This window comes from Nitrosopumilus sp. (assembly GCF_025698945.1).
Lineage (GTDB): Archaea > Thermoproteota > Nitrososphaeria > Nitrososphaerales > Nitrosopumilaceae > Nitrosopumilus.
The window spans coordinates 125706-144041 of the sequence record NZ_JAILWM010000002.1; the positions used below are offsets into that span (position 1 = coordinate 125706).

At 32.7% G+C, this 18336-nt stretch carries 21 protein-coding genes; 10 read left to right on the forward strand and 11 right to left on the reverse strand.

The window, feature by feature from the left end; translation table 11 throughout:
• The first annotated feature begins 383 nt into the window (after nt 1–383).
• From K5790_RS05935 to K5790_RS05955, 5 genes are all read left to right on the forward strand, one after another.
• Complete coding sequence (locus tag K5790_RS05935; protein ID WP_297593282.1) at nt 384–2201, forward strand: potassium transporter TrkG; 1818 nt, start codon at nt 384–386, stop codon at nt 2199–2201.
• Nucleotides 2202–2468: 267 nt separating this feature from the next.
• Entirely contained in the window at nt 2469–2693 is a 225-nt protein-coding gene (locus K5790_RS05940; protein WP_297593283.1) for a hypothetical protein, read from the forward strand.
• A gap of 133 nt (nt 2694–2826) precedes the next feature.
• Nucleotides 2827–3381, forward strand: coding sequence for a hypothetical protein (locus tag K5790_RS05945; RefSeq protein WP_297593284.1), 555 nt, complete (start codon nt 2827–2829; stop codon nt 3379–3381).
• A 42-nt stretch (nt 3382–3423) separates the two neighbouring features.
• Nucleotides 3424–4218, forward strand: a complete 795-nt coding sequence (locus K5790_RS05950; protein ID WP_297593285.1) for a hypothetical protein — start codon at nt 3424–3426, stop codon at nt 4216–4218.
• A 35-nt stretch (nt 4219–4253) separates the two neighbouring features.
• Complete coding sequence (locus K5790_RS05955) at nt 4254–4646, forward strand: hypothetical protein (protein ID WP_297593286.1); 393 nt, start codon at nt 4254–4256, stop codon at nt 4644–4646.
• 624 nt (nt 4647–5270) lie between these two features.
• Here K5790_RS05955 and K5790_RS05960 read toward each other — a convergent pair.
• Nucleotides 5271–6704: an integrase gene (locus tag K5790_RS05960; RefSeq protein WP_297593288.1), complete on the reverse strand. Its 1434-nt coding sequence runs from the start codon at nt 6702–6704 to the stop codon at nt 5271–5273.
• A gap of 91 nt (nt 6705–6795) precedes the next feature.
• On the opposite strand from K5790_RS05960, the gene K5790_RS05965 reads away from it, so the two are divergent.
• Entirely contained in the window at nt 6796–7254 is a 459-nt protein-coding gene (locus K5790_RS05965) for an Hsp20/alpha crystallin family protein (RefSeq protein WP_297593290.1), read from the forward strand.
• Here the strand turns inward: K5790_RS05965 and K5790_RS05970 are convergent, their stop codons facing one another.
• The 7 genes from K5790_RS05970 to K5790_RS06000 all read right to left on the reverse strand — a co-directional run bounded on the left by K5790_RS05970 (nt 7255) and on the right by K5790_RS06000 (nt 12574).
• Entirely contained in the window at nt 7255–8361 is a 1107-nt protein-coding gene (locus K5790_RS05970; RefSeq protein WP_297593293.1) for a DNA topoisomerase IV subunit A, read from the reverse strand.
• Entirely contained in the window at nt 8348–10219 is a 1872-nt protein-coding gene (locus K5790_RS05975; protein WP_297593295.1) for a DNA topoisomerase VI subunit B, read from the reverse strand. Before K5790_RS05975 ends, K5790_RS05970 begins: the two co-directional genes overlap by 14 nt.
• On the reverse strand, nt 10206–10778 hold the full coding sequence (locus tag K5790_RS05980; RefSeq protein ID WP_297593297.1) for a pre-rRNA-processing protein PNO1: 573 nt from the start codon (nt 10776–10778) through the stop codon (nt 10206–10208). Before K5790_RS05980 ends, K5790_RS05975 begins: the two co-directional genes overlap by 14 nt.
• Nucleotides 10775–11554, reverse strand: coding sequence for a serine protein kinase RIO (locus tag K5790_RS05985; protein ID WP_297593299.1), 780 nt, complete (start codon nt 11552–11554; stop codon nt 10775–10777). Before K5790_RS05985 ends, K5790_RS05980 begins: the two co-directional genes overlap by 4 nt.
• A gap of 84 nt (nt 11555–11638) precedes the next feature.
• Entirely contained in the window at nt 11639–11935 is a 297-nt protein-coding gene (locus K5790_RS05990; protein WP_297593301.1) for a DUF424 domain-containing protein, read from the reverse strand.
• On the reverse strand, nt 11935–12357 hold the full coding sequence (locus K5790_RS05995) for a translation initiation factor IF-2 (RefSeq protein ID WP_297593303.1): 423 nt from the start codon (nt 12355–12357) through the stop codon (nt 11935–11937). The genes K5790_RS05990 and K5790_RS05995 overlap by 1 nt, the downstream gene beginning before the upstream one ends.
• 70 nt (nt 12358–12427) lie before the next feature.
• Nucleotides 12428–12574 (reverse strand): DUF5679 domain-containing protein, encoded by a 147-nt coding sequence (locus K5790_RS06000; RefSeq protein ID WP_297593533.1) that lies wholly within the window; start codon nt 12572–12574, stop codon nt 12428–12430.
• Nucleotides 12575–12824: 250 nt separating this feature from the next.
• Here K5790_RS06000 and K5790_RS06005 point away from each other — a divergent pair, with 250 nt between their 5' ends.
• The 4 genes from K5790_RS06005 to K5790_RS06020 all read left to right on the forward strand — a co-directional run bounded on the left by K5790_RS06005 (nt 12825) and on the right by K5790_RS06020 (nt 15832).
• Nucleotides 12825–13322, forward strand: a complete 498-nt coding sequence (locus tag K5790_RS06005; RefSeq protein ID WP_297593305.1) for a hypothetical protein — start codon at nt 12825–12827, stop codon at nt 13320–13322.
• Nucleotides 13323–13393: 71 nt separating this feature from the next.
• A complete protein-coding gene (locus K5790_RS06010; protein WP_297593307.1) occupies nt 13394–14539 on the forward strand; it encodes a DUF373 family protein in 1146 nt (381 codons plus the stop codon).
• A 133-nt stretch (nt 14540–14672) separates the two neighbouring features.
• Nucleotides 14673–15416 (forward strand): polyprenyl diphosphate synthase, encoded by a 744-nt coding sequence (gene uppS, locus K5790_RS06015; protein ID WP_367182869.1) that lies wholly within the window; start codon nt 14673–14675, stop codon nt 15414–15416.
• Nucleotides 15413–15832, forward strand: a complete 420-nt coding sequence (locus K5790_RS06020; RefSeq protein ID WP_297593310.1) for an NUDIX domain-containing protein — start codon at nt 15413–15415, stop codon at nt 15830–15832. The genes uppS and K5790_RS06020 overlap by 4 nt, the downstream gene beginning before the upstream one ends.
• Here the strand turns inward: K5790_RS06020 and K5790_RS06025 are convergent.
• The 3 genes from K5790_RS06025 to K5790_RS06035 are packed head-to-tail and all read right to left on the reverse strand — an operon-like array spanning nt 15812 to nt 18270.
• The gene (locus K5790_RS06025) at nt 15812–16552 is read right to left on the reverse strand and encodes an orotidine 5'-phosphate decarboxylase (RefSeq protein ID WP_297593312.1); all 741 of its coding nucleotides are present in this window, start codon (nt 16550–16552) and stop codon (nt 15812–15814) included. The two genes, K5790_RS06020 and K5790_RS06025, sit on opposite strands and share 21 nt — an antisense overlap.
• On the reverse strand, nt 16533–17219 hold the full coding sequence (locus K5790_RS06030) for a hypothetical protein (protein WP_297593314.1): 687 nt from the start codon (nt 17217–17219) through the stop codon (nt 16533–16535). Before K5790_RS06030 ends, K5790_RS06025 begins: the two co-directional genes overlap by 20 nt.
• A gap of 49 nt (nt 17220–17268) precedes the next feature.
• Nucleotides 17269–18270 (reverse strand): adenylosuccinate synthetase, encoded by a 1002-nt coding sequence (locus K5790_RS06035; RefSeq protein WP_297593316.1) that lies wholly within the window; start codon nt 18268–18270, stop codon nt 17269–17271.
• Between the last annotated feature and the right edge of the window lie 66 nt (nt 18271–18336).

Genomic DNA, 18336 nt, shown 5'->3' on the forward strand with positions numbered 1-18336 from the left:
GTCGGGTCAAAAGCTGACCCGACTATGAAGTACTATGGTCTGGTAAACTCGGATGAAACGACTCCTCATCGGTATGACTATAGTTAGAACAATTTTACTTATAATTATCACTGAGAAATCATTCATACAAATTCTCAGTATTCCCTTAATACTAAATTGCCAACCAAGAATAGAAACTGTCACCAGACAACTAATCGTTGTTGGTCTCAAGTTTCAATTATATTATTTTAGAACAAGTTTTGAAAGCCAGATTGATTATTCTTCACCTTTTACAATTCGACTGTCTTAGTTGATACTCCAGAAAAAGGTAAGTCTGGATATTTTGAATACAATTACCTTTGTTACACAATACTAAATAAGATACCAAAAAGAAGTCAAGCTAAATGCCAGAATCAGAATCTATCCCAGATGTTCTAAAGTATCGAGTTTCACAGTACATGAAAAGGACAATCACAATCATGCATGAATCAACACTCATACCTTCTGCCTGTACACAGATGCAAAAACAGCATTCTGATGAGATTATTGTAACAAATTCTGTGGGAGATCCTGTAGGGATTGTAACTGATGAAGACATTCTAAGAAAGGTAGGAGAGCAACATGCCCGTTCATCAAGAACAAAACTAGAAGATGTCATGTCGTTTCCTCTAGTTTCAATATCCCACAATTCATCATTAAAAGATGCACTAGATAAGATGAGAGAAAACAAAATCAGAAAACTTGCAGTAATATCAGACTCTAACAAAGTAATCGGACTAATATTTCAGCATACCATTGTAGAGTTGATTCATGGCTCCATTGAAAGAAACAAAAAACCAATTTCATCTGTAAGATCAATTTTATGGAATCTGGGATCTGTAACACAGTTTGCAGGATTACTCATGTTAATTCCAGCACTTGTATCCACCTTCATGTTTGAGGTTCAGGTAGCATCTGGAATATTTATGATGGCAACAACACTGCTGGCATTGGGATTTTTATTAAACTCGTATGGTGAAAAACATCCACTTAGCTTGCAAGCAATGACCATACTTGTATTTTCAAGCTTTGTAATTCTGGTTATTGTTGGAACCATACCATACATGTACATCTCTCCGTATGGTGAGATGGGTTTTGTAGAAGAGTTTTCAAACAGTCTTTTTTCAAGCTCGGCGGCATTTACAACAGCTGGCATATCTCTGTTTGCTACACCTGAAGATTTACCACAAAGCTTTACCTTCTTTCGTGGCTTCACGCAGTTTGTAGGGGGCCTTAGCTTCATCTATTTGATAATGACTGCATTTTATCCTGAAAGCAAACTGCACAACATGAGAGGTTTCATTTCAGGTACAACACCTAATCTACGAGAATTGTTTGTGACAATTACCATAGTTTTTTCCATTTATGTCGTAATGATTGCAGGTTTGTTTTGGGTGTTTGGATCAGATAACATGCTGGATAACTTTTCGCTTGCATTTAGCACTCTTTCCACTGGAGGGTTTTTACCAAATTCCAACATGTTCTCAGAGCTTCAGATTGGTGGCGAAATAGTACTGGTAATAGGCATGATACTTGGCACGTTACCATTTGGGTTTCATTACGGATTGGTAAGGACAAAGTTTCTTTCAGTAAAAACGGGACGAGAAGTCACGGTATACCTCCTGATGCTTTTAGGTGCAATAATTCTGTTTTCTGTTTTGTATGGTACAGATCCAATGAGCAACGTGATAACTGTCGTTGCAACAAGTACAACAGCAGGTTTTCAGGTAGTGGATATGAGTGTGCTTGATGCAACACCCAAAATATTTCTCACATTACTTATGATAATTGGAGGATGTGGATTTTCCACAGCAGGAGGAATCAAGATATTTCGTATACTGAATATGTATGATCTTAGAAAGTTACTCAGACCAAGTGGTTGGAAGAAGGGGTTTGCAGAGGACAAAAACGAGCTTGCAACAACCCTTCTGATATTTGCATTGTTTCCAACACTTCCGCTTGTAGGTGCGTTGTATCTGTCAAGTGAAGGATATGACTTCTATGATTCTTACTTTGAGACTATTGGTGCAATAACTACTGCAGGTCTAGGCTCTGGAATACTTGGAATTGATCTTGATCCATTAGGAAAGATAATTGCAAGTTTTCTGATGATACTTGGTAGATTGGAGATAATTCTTGTCATATTCATGTTTGTTCCAAAATTGATAAGACAAAAACAGTGACAGATAATGTATTTTTGTAAATTTCATTCAAAGTAGGAACTCTACAGATTCAAACTGGTAGAGTTACGGGGAATGAAATTTATAAAATTAGTTTAACATTCTAATGAATATGAGTATCTCTAATACTTGATTGAGTATTGTCGCAGTTTCGTATTTTAATTTAGACTTTAAAAGGGACTATAGATTTTAGTTCAAGACTCTAACACTAATCTATTAAGATTCGATTTTTGAGATTTGATTATAATCTAGAATGATCTAGCATAATCTATGTCTACAATTTCAGCCAATGTGACAAAAAAGGAACTAGATGCAATTAGTGAATATGCAAACACATGTGGTGAAACGATGTCTAATCTTATCTGGAAATGTGTGATTTCTGAATCTGTTTTTAGAATGTATTATGGAGATGCAAAAGACTACAATTTTGAAATACAAACACCTTATGGGGTTTCAGGAGAGAGAAAGCAAAATTGTATTAGAGACATACAATAAAGTAAGAAGAATTTTAGGATTGCCTGAAAATAAAAACATCTAAAAAGATCATATGTTCATTATTTAGTAAAATATGATCTAAATTTGAGTATTTTTCGATATGTTTATTTTAAGAATAAATTTGTAAAAAGGTATGGGAGATGCCAAAATAAAGGTCAATCTAAAAGAAGGAACTGTGGAACTTGAAGGTTCTGAAGAATTCGTTAAAAGTTATTGGGAAAAAATTTCAAACTCACTAAAAAATATGCCCGTAGTTCATTCCACAGAACCACTACCAACAATTAAACCCAAACAAAATTCATCCCCAAAGAAAAAATCAAAACAAAAACAGAAAAAAATTAATCTTTCATTAATTCCATTAGATCTTAAAGAAAAAGATAATCGACCTTCATTTTCTAAATTCTTTGAAGAAAAATGTCCAAAATCCAATCAAGAAATTGTCACTGTGATTGCTTATTACCTTAAACATTACCTAAACATACCCGTTTTGAAATATGGTCATGCCTTATTCTGTTACAATGAAATAAAAAAACCAAAGCCTCTCAATATTGTTCAGCTTTTTAGAGATACAGTATTTTACAAGAAATGGTTAACAACTGGAAAAGAAGTTGGAACTGTTGAATTATCAATTGCAGGAGAAAATCTTGTAGAACATGATCTTCCAGCAAAAGAAGTTAAAAAGAAATAAGAAAATTTCCTAAATATATGTAAATTATAGAAAAACAATACTATGGCAAATTTTACAACAACATTAAAAAATATTGGAAAGGATGATCTATCTAGTTTTCCAGACATAATGATTTTTGAAAAAGACATGGACAAAGCATTATGGGTACTTTGGGTTTTACAAGAAAAATATGGTTTTGATGATGATTATTTTACCTCAGAACAAATATCTGAAGTTCTTAAAAAAAGAAAAATCCCTTTATCGCCTAAAGCTGTAGCTCTTGCATTACGTAAAGCAAATGCTAAAAGTTTCATCGACAAAAAAACTGAGGAAAAAACTAATTATTACATGCTTATGCGTCCGGGAAAAGAACATCTAGAATTATTTGGGAATGATCAAAACTTGAAAATGGTGTTTATTGAAAAATCAACTCCACATACGGCTCGTAAAAAAATTGAAGAAATCCTCTCACAAACTAAAGGTGAAATTAAAATTGTGGATCGATATTATGGTCAAAAATCTCTAGACACAATTCAAAAATTTGGAAAAAGTCGTACAATAAAATTTTTGACAGCAGATCCAGGAACAGGTGAAACACAGCAAAAATTTTCTCGGGATTTAATTCATTTTACAAGAGAATTCAAAAATGTCCATGTTAGAAAGATAAACAATGGTAAAGAACTTCATGATAGATATATCATAACTGGTGATTCTTTGATTCTTTTAGGTCATGGAATAAAAGATATTGGTGGTACTGAATCATTTGTGATTTTTTTCAAAGGATCCGAAGTATCTGATATCAAATCCATGTTAGAAACCAAATTCAATCAAAGATGGACAACTGCAAACACATTCTAAGAAAAATTTAAAGATACTAGAATCAATTTTGTAGTGTGGATAAAATTGATATTTTAGAAAATCGCATATCTGAATTAGAAAATCGTGTTACTGAATTAGAGAAAATCCCTGAAACACATACTGGATTAAACACAGTAACTGAATTTCCTAAAGATTTAATTAAAAAAATTGATAAAACGCCTACTAAAAATTTAGTTTTAATTTTGTTAAAAATTGAACCTAATCAATCAATATCGGAAATGACTAAAAAATTGTTAGATCTTGGTTGGATGCAAGATACTTTTTTTAAAAAAAATTTTGGTACGTCTTTAGCAAATAAAGGATTAATAAGAAAATCTGGAAATGATGAATCAAAAAAAGATCGATTTAGCCTGACAGATAAAGGAAAAATAATTGCAGATGAATTATTTTTAAAATATCAGTCTTGACAATAATTTCTGAATCTCTTTTTTGAGTTTATATACGCACGGAAACCATCCGATAAGAATCGTTATGGGTTTAAACCTAGAATGATTTGAATCACGTGATCTTCTTATTTAGAATCTTATTTTTGAACCGTTATAAGCACTCAGACGGTCAGTTTAGTTTTGATTAAAGTTTGAATCTCTCATAGAGATTTGTAATATTGGTTCAATTCCCCAATAAGATCATGACGTATGTCACACGTACGTAAATTGGACATACCAGTTACTTATTGTAATTTTAATGGTAGGGGGATTGTAGTGTTTTTTGACAATACAACATCACAACACAACAAAAAACACTATAAGAAAATCGTTGTTGTGTTGTGATTTAGGTATAAAATTTTGTTAAAATACAACAAAATCACAACACCAACTGGTTGGTACTTACGCCTAAAATACAACAAAACTGGTTGGATTTGTGGTGGGCTTTTACTGAATTTTATTCCTAAAATCTAACCAACCAAGTTACCTATACTATCGGATTGGGTTGACATGTTGGAATATGAAAAATCAAATGAATTTGGTTGTGTTTTGTAGAAATAAGGAACTAGCATATCCAATTTTTGCGTCATGTAACACACATACATCTCAAGATTTGTTTTTCTTGATGAATTTTTCATCCATTTCATCAAGCCGTTCAATTAGTGACTCGTTTTCCTTATCATAGATCTGCTCAATCTTTTTGATGAATTGTTTGTTGTATTCATCCAGTTTTTGCTGAATTATGTCATTCATGTTCTCCTTAAGATCATCAACTTCTTTTTTGAGGCTATTTCTTTCGTCTAGTTTTGCTTGAAGTTCTGATTTCTCTTCTGAAAGCCTGAGATTTTCTGCTTGCAGTTTCAGTTCTTCAGAGATTGTCAGTGCTGGAACTGCATTAACATACTCTTCAATCAACTCACCAACATGCGACTTAAAATAATTCTTGTCTAATTGGATTAGTCCACCATGTCCCATCATAGTCTCCTTGAGAATTAGAGATGCCAATACAGATGTGCTTGAGAGTGATTTTTTGTTTGCCTTGTTGAAGAATCTCCTAAAGCCATTAAATGCAGGTACTTTATGTCGCCTCATTCCGTTTGGCAGTGGTGGACGAATTCCAGACTCTTTTAGAACACGCTCCAATCTCTTACGTAATCCCATCTCAGATAATTCCCGTACAAATGGACCGCTCTTTTTGAAGAAAGGATCTTCAGGTTTTGGCTCATGACCAATTTCTAAAATCCATTGTTGTTTGTACTGTTGTATAGCATTCCAGCATTCAGGGGTTGTAAAGGCAACATATTCAGAACTAGAGTTTGCATATATCCTAATCATGGCAGCTGCAATTGGTGCCTTTTGAGAGACAGACTCTGTAACGTCTTGTTCTTCCCAGACAAATCTGTCTTCATGTAGATAGATTGGAACAATATGTTTCCATTGAAATGTAAATGCTCCAGCCCTGATTCCAGAGGATGTTGCAAGCAAAACAAGAACCTTGTCCATGATTTTACAGTTGCGCAACATCTTTTGGATTTCAGCATAAGTATATTCACGAGTCTCATCTCTTCCTTCAATTTCAGGAAATGTTGAACGGATTCTCTTCCATGATAAATTGACACGGTTCATCTCAAGTAATTTCTGGATGGGAACAAAATAGTTCTTCAATGATACGGGATTAATGTAATTGGAATCAGTTTTTGCAAGGTTTGCACGTTCCTTGAACTTTTCACCAAGCTTCATCATAACATCTTCTGCCCAATCAGGATCTTGTTTTGCTCTGTTTACAAATTCTGCAGCCCTTACCTCAAAGTCTGCATCAGAGAATTGTCGTTTGACACCTTGTTTCTTTGCTTTAGGTTCAGATTCTTTTCTTTTTACAAGTTCAGGATCACCTTTTAGAATTGGTTTGAAAAACTCACACAAAACTTTGCGAAGTTTTCTGTCATAATCAGTTTTTGTGGCTTCTGCTCTTAATGATGAGTAGAATAATGTAAGTGGGTCATTTTTTGTTCTGGTAATTTCGTCTGGGTGTATTTCCACGATACTAGTATAGAATTAAAGTGCAGATAAAGGACACGATTGTCTAAATACCAAAGATACTTTATATTTGGTAAATTAAGAATTTTACTGTTTGGCAAGTTATAAGGGAGCATATTCAAATGAGCAATCACTTAATTTTGTTATTCCAATTATAGTGATATTATTTTTAGGAATCATCTACATTATGACTCAAAGAGCAGATTCTGGATTTGTCAGTTTTATCTTAATTGGAGCAGCAGCAATTACAATGTTTTATTGGGTTAGGGTTTTAAAGAAAATGACAAAGGATCAAAAACCATCATACACTCAATCAAGAGAACAAGAAACAAAGAATTGGGTTTATGACTTGATTAAAGGAGAGGGAGAGTTTGTATTTGTGGCCGAAGTTCCTGGACCCGAGGATAAAATTTCTGTAAGATTAATTGATGGTATGTTATACATTCGTGGTACTGCTGGATTTTCAAAAGAGGTTCCAATTGAAGGTGCAAATAATATGCAAATTTTTGATTTCAAATATAGAAATGGTGTTTTAACACTACGAATAAAATAATCAGAGACTTTTTGCTAGTTCCAATTTTTGTGGTAAATATTTCTCTGTGATATTTGTCAAACCATACTTTGAAAAGGCTTCCAGTTCAGCTTTTCTTTTTAATCTCAAAAACACATCTAGCTCTTTTTTCCAAATTCCATCTTCATATCTTGGATCTTTTTGAAGATCATAACATCTCTTAATGTCCGATTCAGTCATTGGAATTGTTGGGAGTTTGTATTTTTCAATATCAGTAGCCCAAACACCTACCCATTTTGCATCTGGAACAGTTAGCTCTCTTAAATGTGCAGCATTTGCAGAACCAGATTTTATTACCATGGCAATATGTTCTCCATACACATCCCCATCAGTTAAAACAATTACAGGCAATCCCATCTCATCATGTAATCTTTTCAATAATGTTCTAGTTGAACGAGGAGCTTGACCACCAGTATTGATAATTATAGATTTGAATTTTTTATCAATTTGTTCTTCTACAAATCGAGTAAATAATCCACCTTTTTCAATTGCAATTACAATTTCAGCACTAGTATCAACTAATTCAGCAGTAGTCAAACTTGGACCAATGGAATAACCATCAGGGTGATTTGAAAGATTCATTGTTTTACCTTCATAACCTGGAATAGTATATTCAATATTCAAATCACCAAAAATAGAGCTTCTCTCTTCAGGAAAAATATGAAAATCTTCTCTGGGTTTTGAAGTTACAGCCTCTAAATCCACAATAATATTATCAGATTCAGATTGGTCCTCAAATTCAATAGCAAATGCCTGAGATGAATAATAGACATCTCTTAAAGTGGAGGATTTTTTTTCTTGTGTTAATCGATTTGCAAAAAATGCCAACCACATTAATTGAGTAAAGGAACGTAGTTGTGACGAGTTTCTTGAGCTACGTAAAGCAGCATTATTTCCCAAAATGTATTGTCTAAGTTTTTTATCATAAACAATGTTACTTACGGATCTGCTTGGAATTGAAAATTTGGGAAATTGGCCATGATCTAAATCATCATAAATTTTTGCGCCATGACTTTTAAGCATCTCAAGAATACTTTTTTGTTTTTCGTCTGCCTTCTTACTTCGTTCTTTGATTTTATTCGTTTTCAACTTTTGTCTCCTTTACAGTTTTTGAAGTTTCTACTGGCATTTCTTCATCAATTAGTTTCTTGTAATTAGGTTCTTTCTTTTTTCCTGCAAGCTCAGTACAAAATTGTGCAATTAACGGGATATATTTTGCATACAAATTGGCTCGTTTTTTTGCCATTTCAGCTTGTCCTCTTTTTGACATATATGCTGCTAATTTTCTTGACAAGAATTGTAATGCTAATCTAAGCTCTCTTTCAATTTCAGGTCTGTCAGCAACATTTTCTTTTCCTGCAGTTTTGTATGGAATTCTAGTTGAGCAAATATGAGATACAATGATGAATGGAGGATCGCCTTTGACTTTGTAGCGACCCCAATCAGTATCATTTACAACTTTTAGAACAACATCACTACCCTCATCATATAACAATGGGATTCTATTTGCATATCGGTATACATGAGGCCCTCCAGTTTTGATGTCTCCGCCATAGGCAATTCCCATTTCAACAATAAATGGAAATCCTGAGTATGCTGAGGCAGGACGCTGGACTACAGCAGTAAAATCAGGATTAAAGAATTTTTTAATGCCTTTTTCAAGTGGTGCTTCGCCCAATGGAGCAAGACAACTAGGATCAGGTGCTAGAAAATCTTCAAATTTTTGCAAAGAATCACTAAGTTGAACTAGTTCCTGATTAGACATTGTGCCCATTCTTTTTTCTGGCTTAAATCCTGAAAACTCTGCAAATTTATTTGCAGTTGTAGGTCCAATTCGTTGAAATCTTTTTGTTAAGAAAGTAGTTAATGGTTCACCCTGAACAGTATTTGTTAATTGTTTATAGTATTGACTTTCAGGATCCATATCAATGGATTTTGATTGAGACTCACCAAAATCCCAGTAATGTAATTTTTTGTTTGGAATATCTAAATCTTCTATTGTGATTTTACTTAATTTCTCAAAATCCATTTTAAGAAATGACATCAAGGCAATAACAACTCGAACTTGACGTGGTAAAGTTTTCCATTTTTTTCTTGCTTTTTCCATTATTGCAGTAAAGCTTAGATTTTTTTTTGATAGACCCAAATCCTTTCTAACTTTTTCAATCATTGCATCATCAATTGTTGGTATTTCAAATTGGGATTCAACAATCATTCTTCGGATTCTTTCAACATCGATTCCATGTGGATGTGGTCTAATTATTGTAGGAGCTGGTGGGATATCTTTAACAAATCGCGGATGTTGAAATTTTTCTCCTTTAGGATCATCAAATGTAATTGATGCATAAGGAGTAATTAACGAAGTTTCATAAACGTAATCACGAATTTTATTTCCAGCTTTTGAGTAATCTCCTTCTAAACAAATACTTACTGAAAGACCATGTTTTGAAGTCTCTTTTGTAGTATGTTTTACAATTACAGGTTTGTTTTTTTGAATGTCTAGCAATAATTCAAACTCATCTTGGAGTTTTCCATCAACTGAACTTTTAACAATTACAGGTTTGTTAGTTGTAATTTGGCCATACAGTATTGCCATAGTTGCACCAAGTCCAAACATTCCCCTTGCTTGTTTTAAGCCAAATTTTGAACCATAAAGAACTGTACCAAATGCAAGTGGAATATGTTTTGAATCTACACCCGGACCGTTATCTTTTACAGTCAAAATATAGGGCTTAGGATCAGGTTTTTCAGGCTCAACAGCCTTGATTGTCAAATGAACATCAGGAAGAATTCCCTTTTGGTCACATGCATCTAAAGCATTTTCAACAAATTCTCTAACAGCTGTATAAAGTGAGCGAGTTGGATTACTAAAGCCCGCTAAATCACGATTACTATAAAAAAACTCACTAGGAGAAATTTGATTAAATTTTTCTTTAATCAAAGACATCTTGATCTTCCCATAATTTCATTTTTTCTTGTTTAGCTTTTCTATTTGCAGTTTCCAATTTATCATAAACAGCACCATGCATACTTCCACTTGATATTGAAGAAATTGCATCAACTGCTAAACGTAATTTACTAGCATCACCAATAATTGAAACAGTTTTTCCATAAACTGAGATATGAGTACCACTTAGATTTTCCATATTTCTTCTTGCTCTCCCACCTTCTCCAATAATTCTCCCTTTTATCCTTTCAACATTTGCATTAGATTTTCCTGCAAACTCTCTAAGATCTATTACATGCAACGCATTTTCTCCTTTCAACAAAGTCAAAGCATTTTCAGGTGAAAATCCTCTACCAATTGCTGTAACTATTTCCATAGCTTTGAATGGTTGAATTTTTTCAACATCACCTTGAGATTTAATAAGGACTTCACCTGTGTCACCATCAACATCTAATGAAACATGACATAACTTTTCAATGTTAGATTTTACTACTCCTGATTTTCCAATTAAGACAGCAATTCGATCATTTGGAATGCGAAGTAGTTTTTCAAAGCTCATTTAGTTATCTCCTCAAATAATTTATCTGGATCTTCAACAGATATTCCCCTTTTATTGAAGAATTTTGTAATGTTCTTAATATCTCTTTTAAGAAATTCCTGTGAATTTGGATGTCTAAGATCAACTGCTGAACCCATATCAAAAACAATCAAGCCATTTTTAGTTTTGAAAATGTTATACTCAGAGTAATCACCATGTACAAGTTGTGCTTTGTGATAGAGATCTTTGATTATAGAGATTGCCTGCTTATAATCATCTTCATTAACCTCAGAATTAAGTAATTGTTTTGCAGGAGAGCCATTTTCACCAACAAATTCCATTGCAAGCACATTTTTAACAAGATACAATGGTTTTGGAACAGGAATTCCTAAATCATAACACTGAATTAAGTTTCGAAATTCTTTTTTTGCCCATAAATAAACAAGGTTTTTTGTTCCTTTTTTTAAATTAGAAAATCTAGGATCTCCAAGAATGTAGGGTTCACGTTTTTTAAAATTAGATGTACTTACAAGATAAATTTTTAATGCAACATTATTATCATTTTCATCAACTGCCCAAAAGAGTACTGATTCTTTTCCAGCACTAACTGAACCATTAACATATGCAATAATATGATCAGTAATCATTTTGTATAGTGTCATAACAGTTGGTTTATCTAAAACTTCATTGATGACTTTGCCTTTTTTGAAACCATCTTCCAAATGCTTTCTCTTTGATTTTGAAATTAATTTATCATCTAATCTAGATTCAAGTTTTTTACTTAAACTATCAGTCATTAGCTAATCATACATCCACTAGATAAAAGAGGTTTCTTTATGAAAAAAATTGTATGAGATGAAAAAATAGATTTATTCAAAATATTACATTTTAAAAACAATTAGAAATGGAACACCAGAAATGGTCTTAACCCCAGCTTCAGAACCAATTCCAAGTTGCAAACATAGGGAAATGGTTTCTTTCCCAACCATATTAATAATTGAGGAGTTCTTTAACAAAGATTTAGCTTCTTCTTTTTCAACAAATTTTTCTCCATAATAGCTTTCACTAATATGCATATTCAATTCATCTTGGACAATATTTTTTCCTAAAAGATTAGCATCACAAATATTGAGCATTACATTTTTTTGATAATCAGTAACTCTTACTGAAAATTGCATTACGCATATTTACCTTTGAGAGTAGACTTTGCACCACATGCTTCACAAATCAAAAAGGAAATTCGATTTTCTTTTAGAATTTTAGTATCTGGACTTTTACATGTAGAACATTCAAGATAATCTTTAACATAAATTTGAAATAACCTAGTAAAATCATCAGGTGCACGTCTTCCAATAAACATAGCCTTATCTCCAAGTCTTTCAGCTGGCACAGCAAATTCTTTTGATAGGTATTGAAGAACTTTATCTGGATCTCTACGTAAAACCTTTGGGAATTCTGAAAAATTTCTCAAGAAGGTTTTCTGTCCTTCCCACATTACGTCAACTACGGGTAACTCGAATCTAGTAGAGGTTTCCTTTTCAGTACCTCCAAGTTTATCCTCAATGCGTTTAAGCAGATTTTCATATTCTGTTTTGGTCAATGAAAAACAGTACATACTAGACCCTATATGGGTTTTGAAAAAGAGAAATCGTGTGGACTTTTGTTCTTAACTATTCCATCTTGCCAATACGGAAGACATTAGTTCCACATGTAGGACATGTACCTTTTACGGCAGGACGTCCATTCTTTAGTTTAGTTTCTTTGGGATCTTTGATATCCCTTTTTGCTCTGCATTTTACGCAATATGCTTGAACCATTCTAGAATTTGTCAAACTTTGTGGTATTTAGGAAGAGGCTGTGAAAATTATTTAACTATAGACTAGATGAACGTAAATTTTTTTAGGCTTCAAAAAGCAAAAATTCTTAATAATTTCAAGGAATTCCTTGATTTTATTAAATAATTATATTTAGAATTCTTTAATGAGAGATTTTTTCTATTATTTGAGAAACAACCAATAATTATTATAGAAATTATCAATTATAAACTCCTTTTTTGTTACATTCAAAATGGCATCAAAAAAAGGAATTATAATCACGGCCATAATTTTAGCTGGAATTACTGGAGCTAGTTTTCTATTATGGGTAGTTCCTCAAGATTACGAAACAACGTTTGTGGTTACTGATTATGGAGACTACCTTGATGAAGTAAAAAATATTCATGAAGTTTTACAAGAATCAATAGATATTGAATTTAAGAATTTAAAAAATGGCAAGATATCGCCTGAAGAATACATAGCAATTACTGAAGTAACATCTTCACAAGTAACTGCTCAAATTAGTGAGTTCATTACTTCAAAACCACCAGAGCAATGGCAATCAAGCTACATTAACTATATGGAGGGAATGAAAAAATTCAATTCCTATATAGGAGAAACCAAAGTTTTAGCAAAATTAATCGAAAATGGTGGTTCTGAAGAGGAAATTTCCAAAGTAATGGAAAAAATTGAATTATTAAAAAAGGAATCACTTGAACTAGTAAAAAATTCTGATGAGTTAAGACCATAGCCTCAAAGCCGAATTATACTAACTTCAATAGTTGGAAATCGTTAAAAAGCAATTCTGCAATTAAAAGTTAAATGTCTCAGCATGCAGATAAGGTAGAAAAAGACGTTAGTGTTTCTGCCTCAAATAGATTACTAGTAATTTGTATTGATAGAGATAACGATGTTGGGGAAAAAGCTGGCATACTTACACCGGTTATAGGTAGAGATGCATGCATTGAGGCAGCTCAAAGATTGGCTCTAGAAGATCCAGAAGATGCGGATTCTAATTCAATTTTTTCAGCAATTAAAACATATGAGGATTTAATCAGTAAAGGATACCAAGTGGAAGTGGTAACTATTGCAGGAGTTAAAAGTAAAGGAGTTCAAGCAGATGAAAAAATACTAGCAGAAACAAGAAAAGTTCTAGAAAAATTTTCTGCAAACGGTGCCGTAATTGTTTCTGACGGAGAAGACGATGAAAGTGTCATTCCAGTAATTCAAAATGTACTTCCTGTTGTGTCAGTACAAAGAGTTGTGATGAAAGTAAGTAGAAGTGTAGAGTATTCATATGCAGTTTTTGGGAAATATCTTAAAATGATTGCTTATGATTCAAAATATTCAAAATTCTTTTTGGGTGTTCCAGGTATTTTATTATTAATTGGTGGAGTTGCAACAATATTTGGTTATTCAGCAGAAATTTTTGCTGTTCTTGTAAGCGTGTTAGGAGGTGCATTTTTGATCAGAGCATTTGACATCGATAGAGCATTATCAAATTGGTCAAAACCGACACCGATGGGTTTTATCCGGATTTTTACAATGGTTACAGGTATATTGTTGATACTTTCTTCATTTCCAGCTGGATGGAGTGGAATTGATGTAGATTTACTTGAATCAGAAGTAGAAATACTTGGAAAAATTTCTGATAAAATAATTATCGGACAATTTGTTGCAGGAGCATTACCAATTCTATGGATTGGTTTAGGAGCAATATTTGCAGGCACTTTACTTAGTAATTGGATTGGAGGTATACCTAGACAGATAAGTGATATTCTAAGAATTATTGTATTAATTGCACTATATCCTACGGTTGCGCAATTTACCAACATAATGATTTTCGATGAGAGTTCTTTTACTTTGATTCCACCTCTCCTAGGAGGTTTAGCAGCAACACTGGTATCAGCCACAATTCTCTTTAAGAAATATAGAAAACATAAAGAACAAGAGATGGTTTCAGACTAGAATTAACCTCTAGTATAATATAACAACAATTTTTTTAAAAAACACTGATATCTTCTATTTGATGTAATATCAGAGGTGATAAAACATTAGTAAAATAAAAGATGTGATTTTTCAGGTATCTGGCCTATACAAGATCTATGGAAAAAGATTAGAGAGTGAAATTAGAAATGGAGATATTCCAAATCATGTTGCACTAATTTTAGATGGTAATAGAAGATGGGCAAAAAGACACCTAACAATTCCAAAAACAGGTCATTGGAAAGGGGCTGATGCAGTTGAAAATCTTCTAGACTGGTGTGAAGAATTCGATATTAAGATCATTACATTATATGCATTATCAGCTGAGAATTTAGATAGAAATGATGAAGAGTTAGAATATCTTTATGATTTAATTCATCAAAGATTAGAGAAACTATACAATGATCCTAGAATTCATAGAAATAAAATGAGAGTAAAGGCAATTGGTAGAATTGAATTACTTCCAGAACACATCAAAGAAATTTTAAGCAAACTAGATGATGCAACAAAGAATTATGATAATCATTTTCTGAATATTGCTTTAGCTTATGGAGGACAGTATGAGTTAGTTGATGCTGTAAAAAAAATTGGAGAGAAGATTAAAGATGGCTCACTTGATGTAAAGGATATTAATAAAAAAGAAATAGAATCCAATCTCTACACATCCCATTTACCACAATCATCACCTGATATGATTTTACGAACATCTGGTGAAAAAAGATTAAGTGGATTTCTAATGTGGCAGAGTGTGTATAGTGAATTAGTTTTTATGGATATTTTCTGGCCAGAGTTTAGAAAAATTGATTTGATGAGAGCAATTAGAACATTTCAAGAAAGAAAAAGAAGATTAGGGAAATGATAGAAGAAACTTCTGCAGGAATTGTATTGTTTAGAAAAGAGGAAAATGAAAATTTATTTTTACTTTTGCATTATCCTTCTGGGCATTGGGATTTTGTTAAAGGGAAAATGGAAAAAGGAGAATCAACTCGTGAAACTGCAATTAGAGAAACTAAAGAGGAAACAGGGATCACAGATATAGAGTTTATCGATGATTTTGAAGAATGGATTGAATATAATTTTCAATATCAAGGCGAATTAGTTCAGAAAAAAGTAGTGTTTTTCTTGGCAGAAACAAAGACCAAGGAAATTAAAATTTCACACGAGCATCTTAATTATACATGGATGAATTATAATACATCAATGGAAAAAACAACTTTTGATAATGCAAAAAATGTATTAACCAAAGCACAAATGCTACTTACTAAAACTTTGTAATTGAAGTTCCTTTGCAATATTAATTGGTTTTTTAGAATTAAGAATACTTCTACCAACAATCAAATAATCAGTACCAGATGTTAAGACATTTTTTGCATTACCACCTTGAGTTCCAACTCCAGGAGAAAAAATATTCAATTTTTTTCCAGCTTTTTTATTGCAATATTCAATAATTTTGGGGAAAGTTGCCCCTACTACAATACCATCAACTTTAGCAGTTAACGCCCAATCTAAAAATAATTCATAGAGTTTCTGCTTTTTTTGTAGTTTTACCTCCATATCATAGGACAGTCTAGCCTCAGGGGCACTCATATGACATAGTGTAATTACTCCCTTCTCTTTTTTATGAGCAGATTTTACTAAATTTTTCAAACTATCCAATCCCATTATTGGATTAGCAATAACAGCATCAAATCCTAAACGCCATAGATTCTCTATTGTTACATTATTTGTATTTCCAATATCATTTAGTTTAATATCTGCAATTGTTTGTAAACCAAATTTATGAGCAAAAGTATTGATCTTGAGTATTTCTTTTCCACTCAATGGAAGTAATAAATGGAAATTTAATTTAATCCCACACAAAAAAGGATGTAAATCTTGAATATTTTTGATAGTTTTTGCTTGTAAATTTTTTACTGAAGAATCATAATCATTAGCAAGAATTACTTTCCCATTAGATTTTGAGATCTGAGAAAGTCTAGTTTTGAAGATAGTCATAAGCAACTAATGGATGAGTGTCTTTTAATTTTATTATTTTGATGTAAGAATATCCATGCTCTGATGGATTTTCCACAAATGTTGGTTGAAGCCCATTAATTGTTGAAAATTTCATGAATGGTTTTTGAGGATCAGAATCCAAAACCACATGACAGAAATATGATGTTCCTTCTTCATTAAAATTCATAAAAACTCCAAGCAACCATTTATCATTACGTGGGAATAAAAATAATGGAAATGGTGTTTCTTCAAAACCCCATGTGAGTTTTGCAAGACTAGACATATCTTCCAATTCAATTGGTTGGTATCTATCTAAAGTTCCATTACCTGGCCTCAAGGTTTTTGGTAGTGATTTTATTCGTACAATTGGAGAATATAGTTTACTTGCATCTGAAGTAGAATCAACAATTTCAGATTCCTCTTTACCACCTTTAAGTCCATAGCAAAGATAATGTCCATTGTGTTCTAATGGAGTATAGTACACAATGGGTTTTTCTTTTAGAACATCCATTTGCACAGACAATATTTTTTGTCCATTATGATCATGTAAAAATGAAACACGTGGTGCACGCTCAAGTGCACAAACGAGCCTAGAAAATTCAAGAGTAGAATTTACTTGAATATAGCGTGGTAATTTATCATTAGTTGAATTAGTTACTGTATCCACAGAGATTTTCTACAGAATATCAAATTAAACTTATCCAAAAGTTTGGAGCCTAGCTTCTTCTATCAATAACATCATTGATTGATGGACCGGTTCCAATAATTGTTACAGGCGTGTTTAATTTATTTTCAATGTTTTTGATAAACGATTTTGCATCATCTGATAATTCATCATAAGATGTTTTGCCTGCACAATCTGTAAAGAGAACATCCAATTTTGTAATTGAAATTTGTGTGGCTCCATTAAGCATGATTGCACGCCTAGCTAAATCAAAATCAAAATCAGCAGCACGCCTTTGTCTACCTGTAACGGTTCCAAATTCAGACCAACCTTTCTTTTCTGCTTCTTCCAAAGAAAGTTCTTTATCTAGAGGACCAGTCCCAACACGGGTAACGTAAGATTTGAAAACCACTATTACTTCATCAACTTTAGTTGGACCAAGCCCAACATCAGCACATATTCCTGATGCAGTAACATCTTTTGAGGTTACAAAAGGATAAGTCCCATGCCATAAGGATAGAAAAGTTCCTTGAGTGCCTTCAATTAGTACATTTTGATTCGCGTCAAGCGCAGAATTGATTTCCTGTGGAACGTCAACAATTAGAGAAGATAGAGAATCAAAATCTTTAGCCAGTTTTAAAACCCGCATGGCTCTATCAGAATTTGCGGGACCAGTTCCAGAGCCTGTACTTCCAATCTTTTCTTTGAGTTCACCTTTAGAATCTCGTTCTAGATGAGTTTTTTCAATAATTCCACAATTTTTATCAATAAAAGAACGTCCTGATGTTTTAAAATCCTGAATTTCTTTTTCTAATACTTCAGGATTAATCACAACTCCCGGACCAATCATAACTTTAGCATTTGGATTGAGAAATCCACTCGGAAGCATTCTTACCTTGTAAACTTTATCACCATCTCTAATTGTATGACCTGCATTTGGTCCAGCCCCTCCTCTAACTATTATTGTGGGATTATCTTTAATTGCCAAATATGAAATAATTTTACCTTTCCCCTCATCTCCAAAAAATCCCCCAACAACTACAGTGGATGTCATAATGTTGAGCTTTAATTTCGTTTATTTAAGCTAAAGTGTTTGCACATGATTTTATATTCAACAAAA

Excerpts from the sequence above, each read along its gene's own strand:
- K5790_RS05935 (WP_297593282.1), top strand. The coding sequence starts at position 384 with ATGCCAGAATCAGAATCTATCCCAGATGTTCTAAAGTATCGAGTTTCA.
- K5790_RS05940 (WP_297593283.1), top strand. The coding sequence starts at position 2,469 with ATGTCTACAATTTCAGCCAATGTGACAAAAAAGGAACTAGATGCAATT.
- K5790_RS05945 (WP_297593284.1), top strand. The coding sequence starts at position 2,827 with ATGGGAGATGCCAAAATAAAGGTCAATCTAAAAGAAGGAACTGTGGAA.
- K5790_RS05950 (WP_297593285.1), top strand. The coding sequence starts at position 3,424 with ATGGCAAATTTTACAACAACATTAAAAAATATTGGAAAGGATGATCTA.
- K5790_RS05975 (WP_297593295.1), bottom strand. The coding sequence starts at position 10,219 with ATGTCTTTGATTAAAGAAAAATTTAATCAAATTTCTCCTAGTGAGTTT.
- K5790_RS05980 (WP_297593297.1), bottom strand. The coding sequence starts at position 10,778 with ATGAGCTTTGAAAAACTACTTCGCATTCCAAATGATCGAATTGCTGTC.
- K5790_RS05985 (WP_297593299.1), bottom strand. The coding sequence starts at position 11,554 with ATGACTGATAGTTTAAGTAAAAAACTTGAATCTAGATTAGATGATAAA.
- K5790_RS05990 (WP_297593301.1), bottom strand. The coding sequence starts at position 11,935 with ATGCAATTTTCAGTAAGAGTTACTGATTATCAAAAAAATGTAATGCTC.
- K5790_RS06000 (WP_297593533.1), bottom strand. The coding sequence starts at position 12,574 with ATGGTTCAAGCATATTGCGTAAAATGCAGAGCAAAAAGGGATATCAAA.
- K5790_RS06005 (WP_297593305.1), top strand. The coding sequence starts at position 12,825 with ATGGCATCAAAAAAAGGAATTATAATCACGGCCATAATTTTAGCTGGA.
- K5790_RS06010 (WP_297593307.1), top strand. The coding sequence starts at position 13,394 with ATGTCTCAGCATGCAGATAAGGTAGAAAAAGACGTTAGTGTTTCTGCC.
- K5790_RS06020 (WP_297593310.1), top strand. The coding sequence starts at position 15,413 with ATGATAGAAGAAACTTCTGCAGGAATTGTATTGTTTAGAAAAGAGGAA.
- K5790_RS06025 (WP_297593312.1), bottom strand. The coding sequence starts at position 16,552 with ATGACTATCTTCAAAACTAGACTTTCTCAGATCTCAAAATCTAATGGG.
- K5790_RS06035 (WP_297593316.1), bottom strand. The coding sequence starts at position 18,270 with ATGACATCCACTGTAGTTGTTGGGGGATTTTTTGGAGATGAGGGGAAA.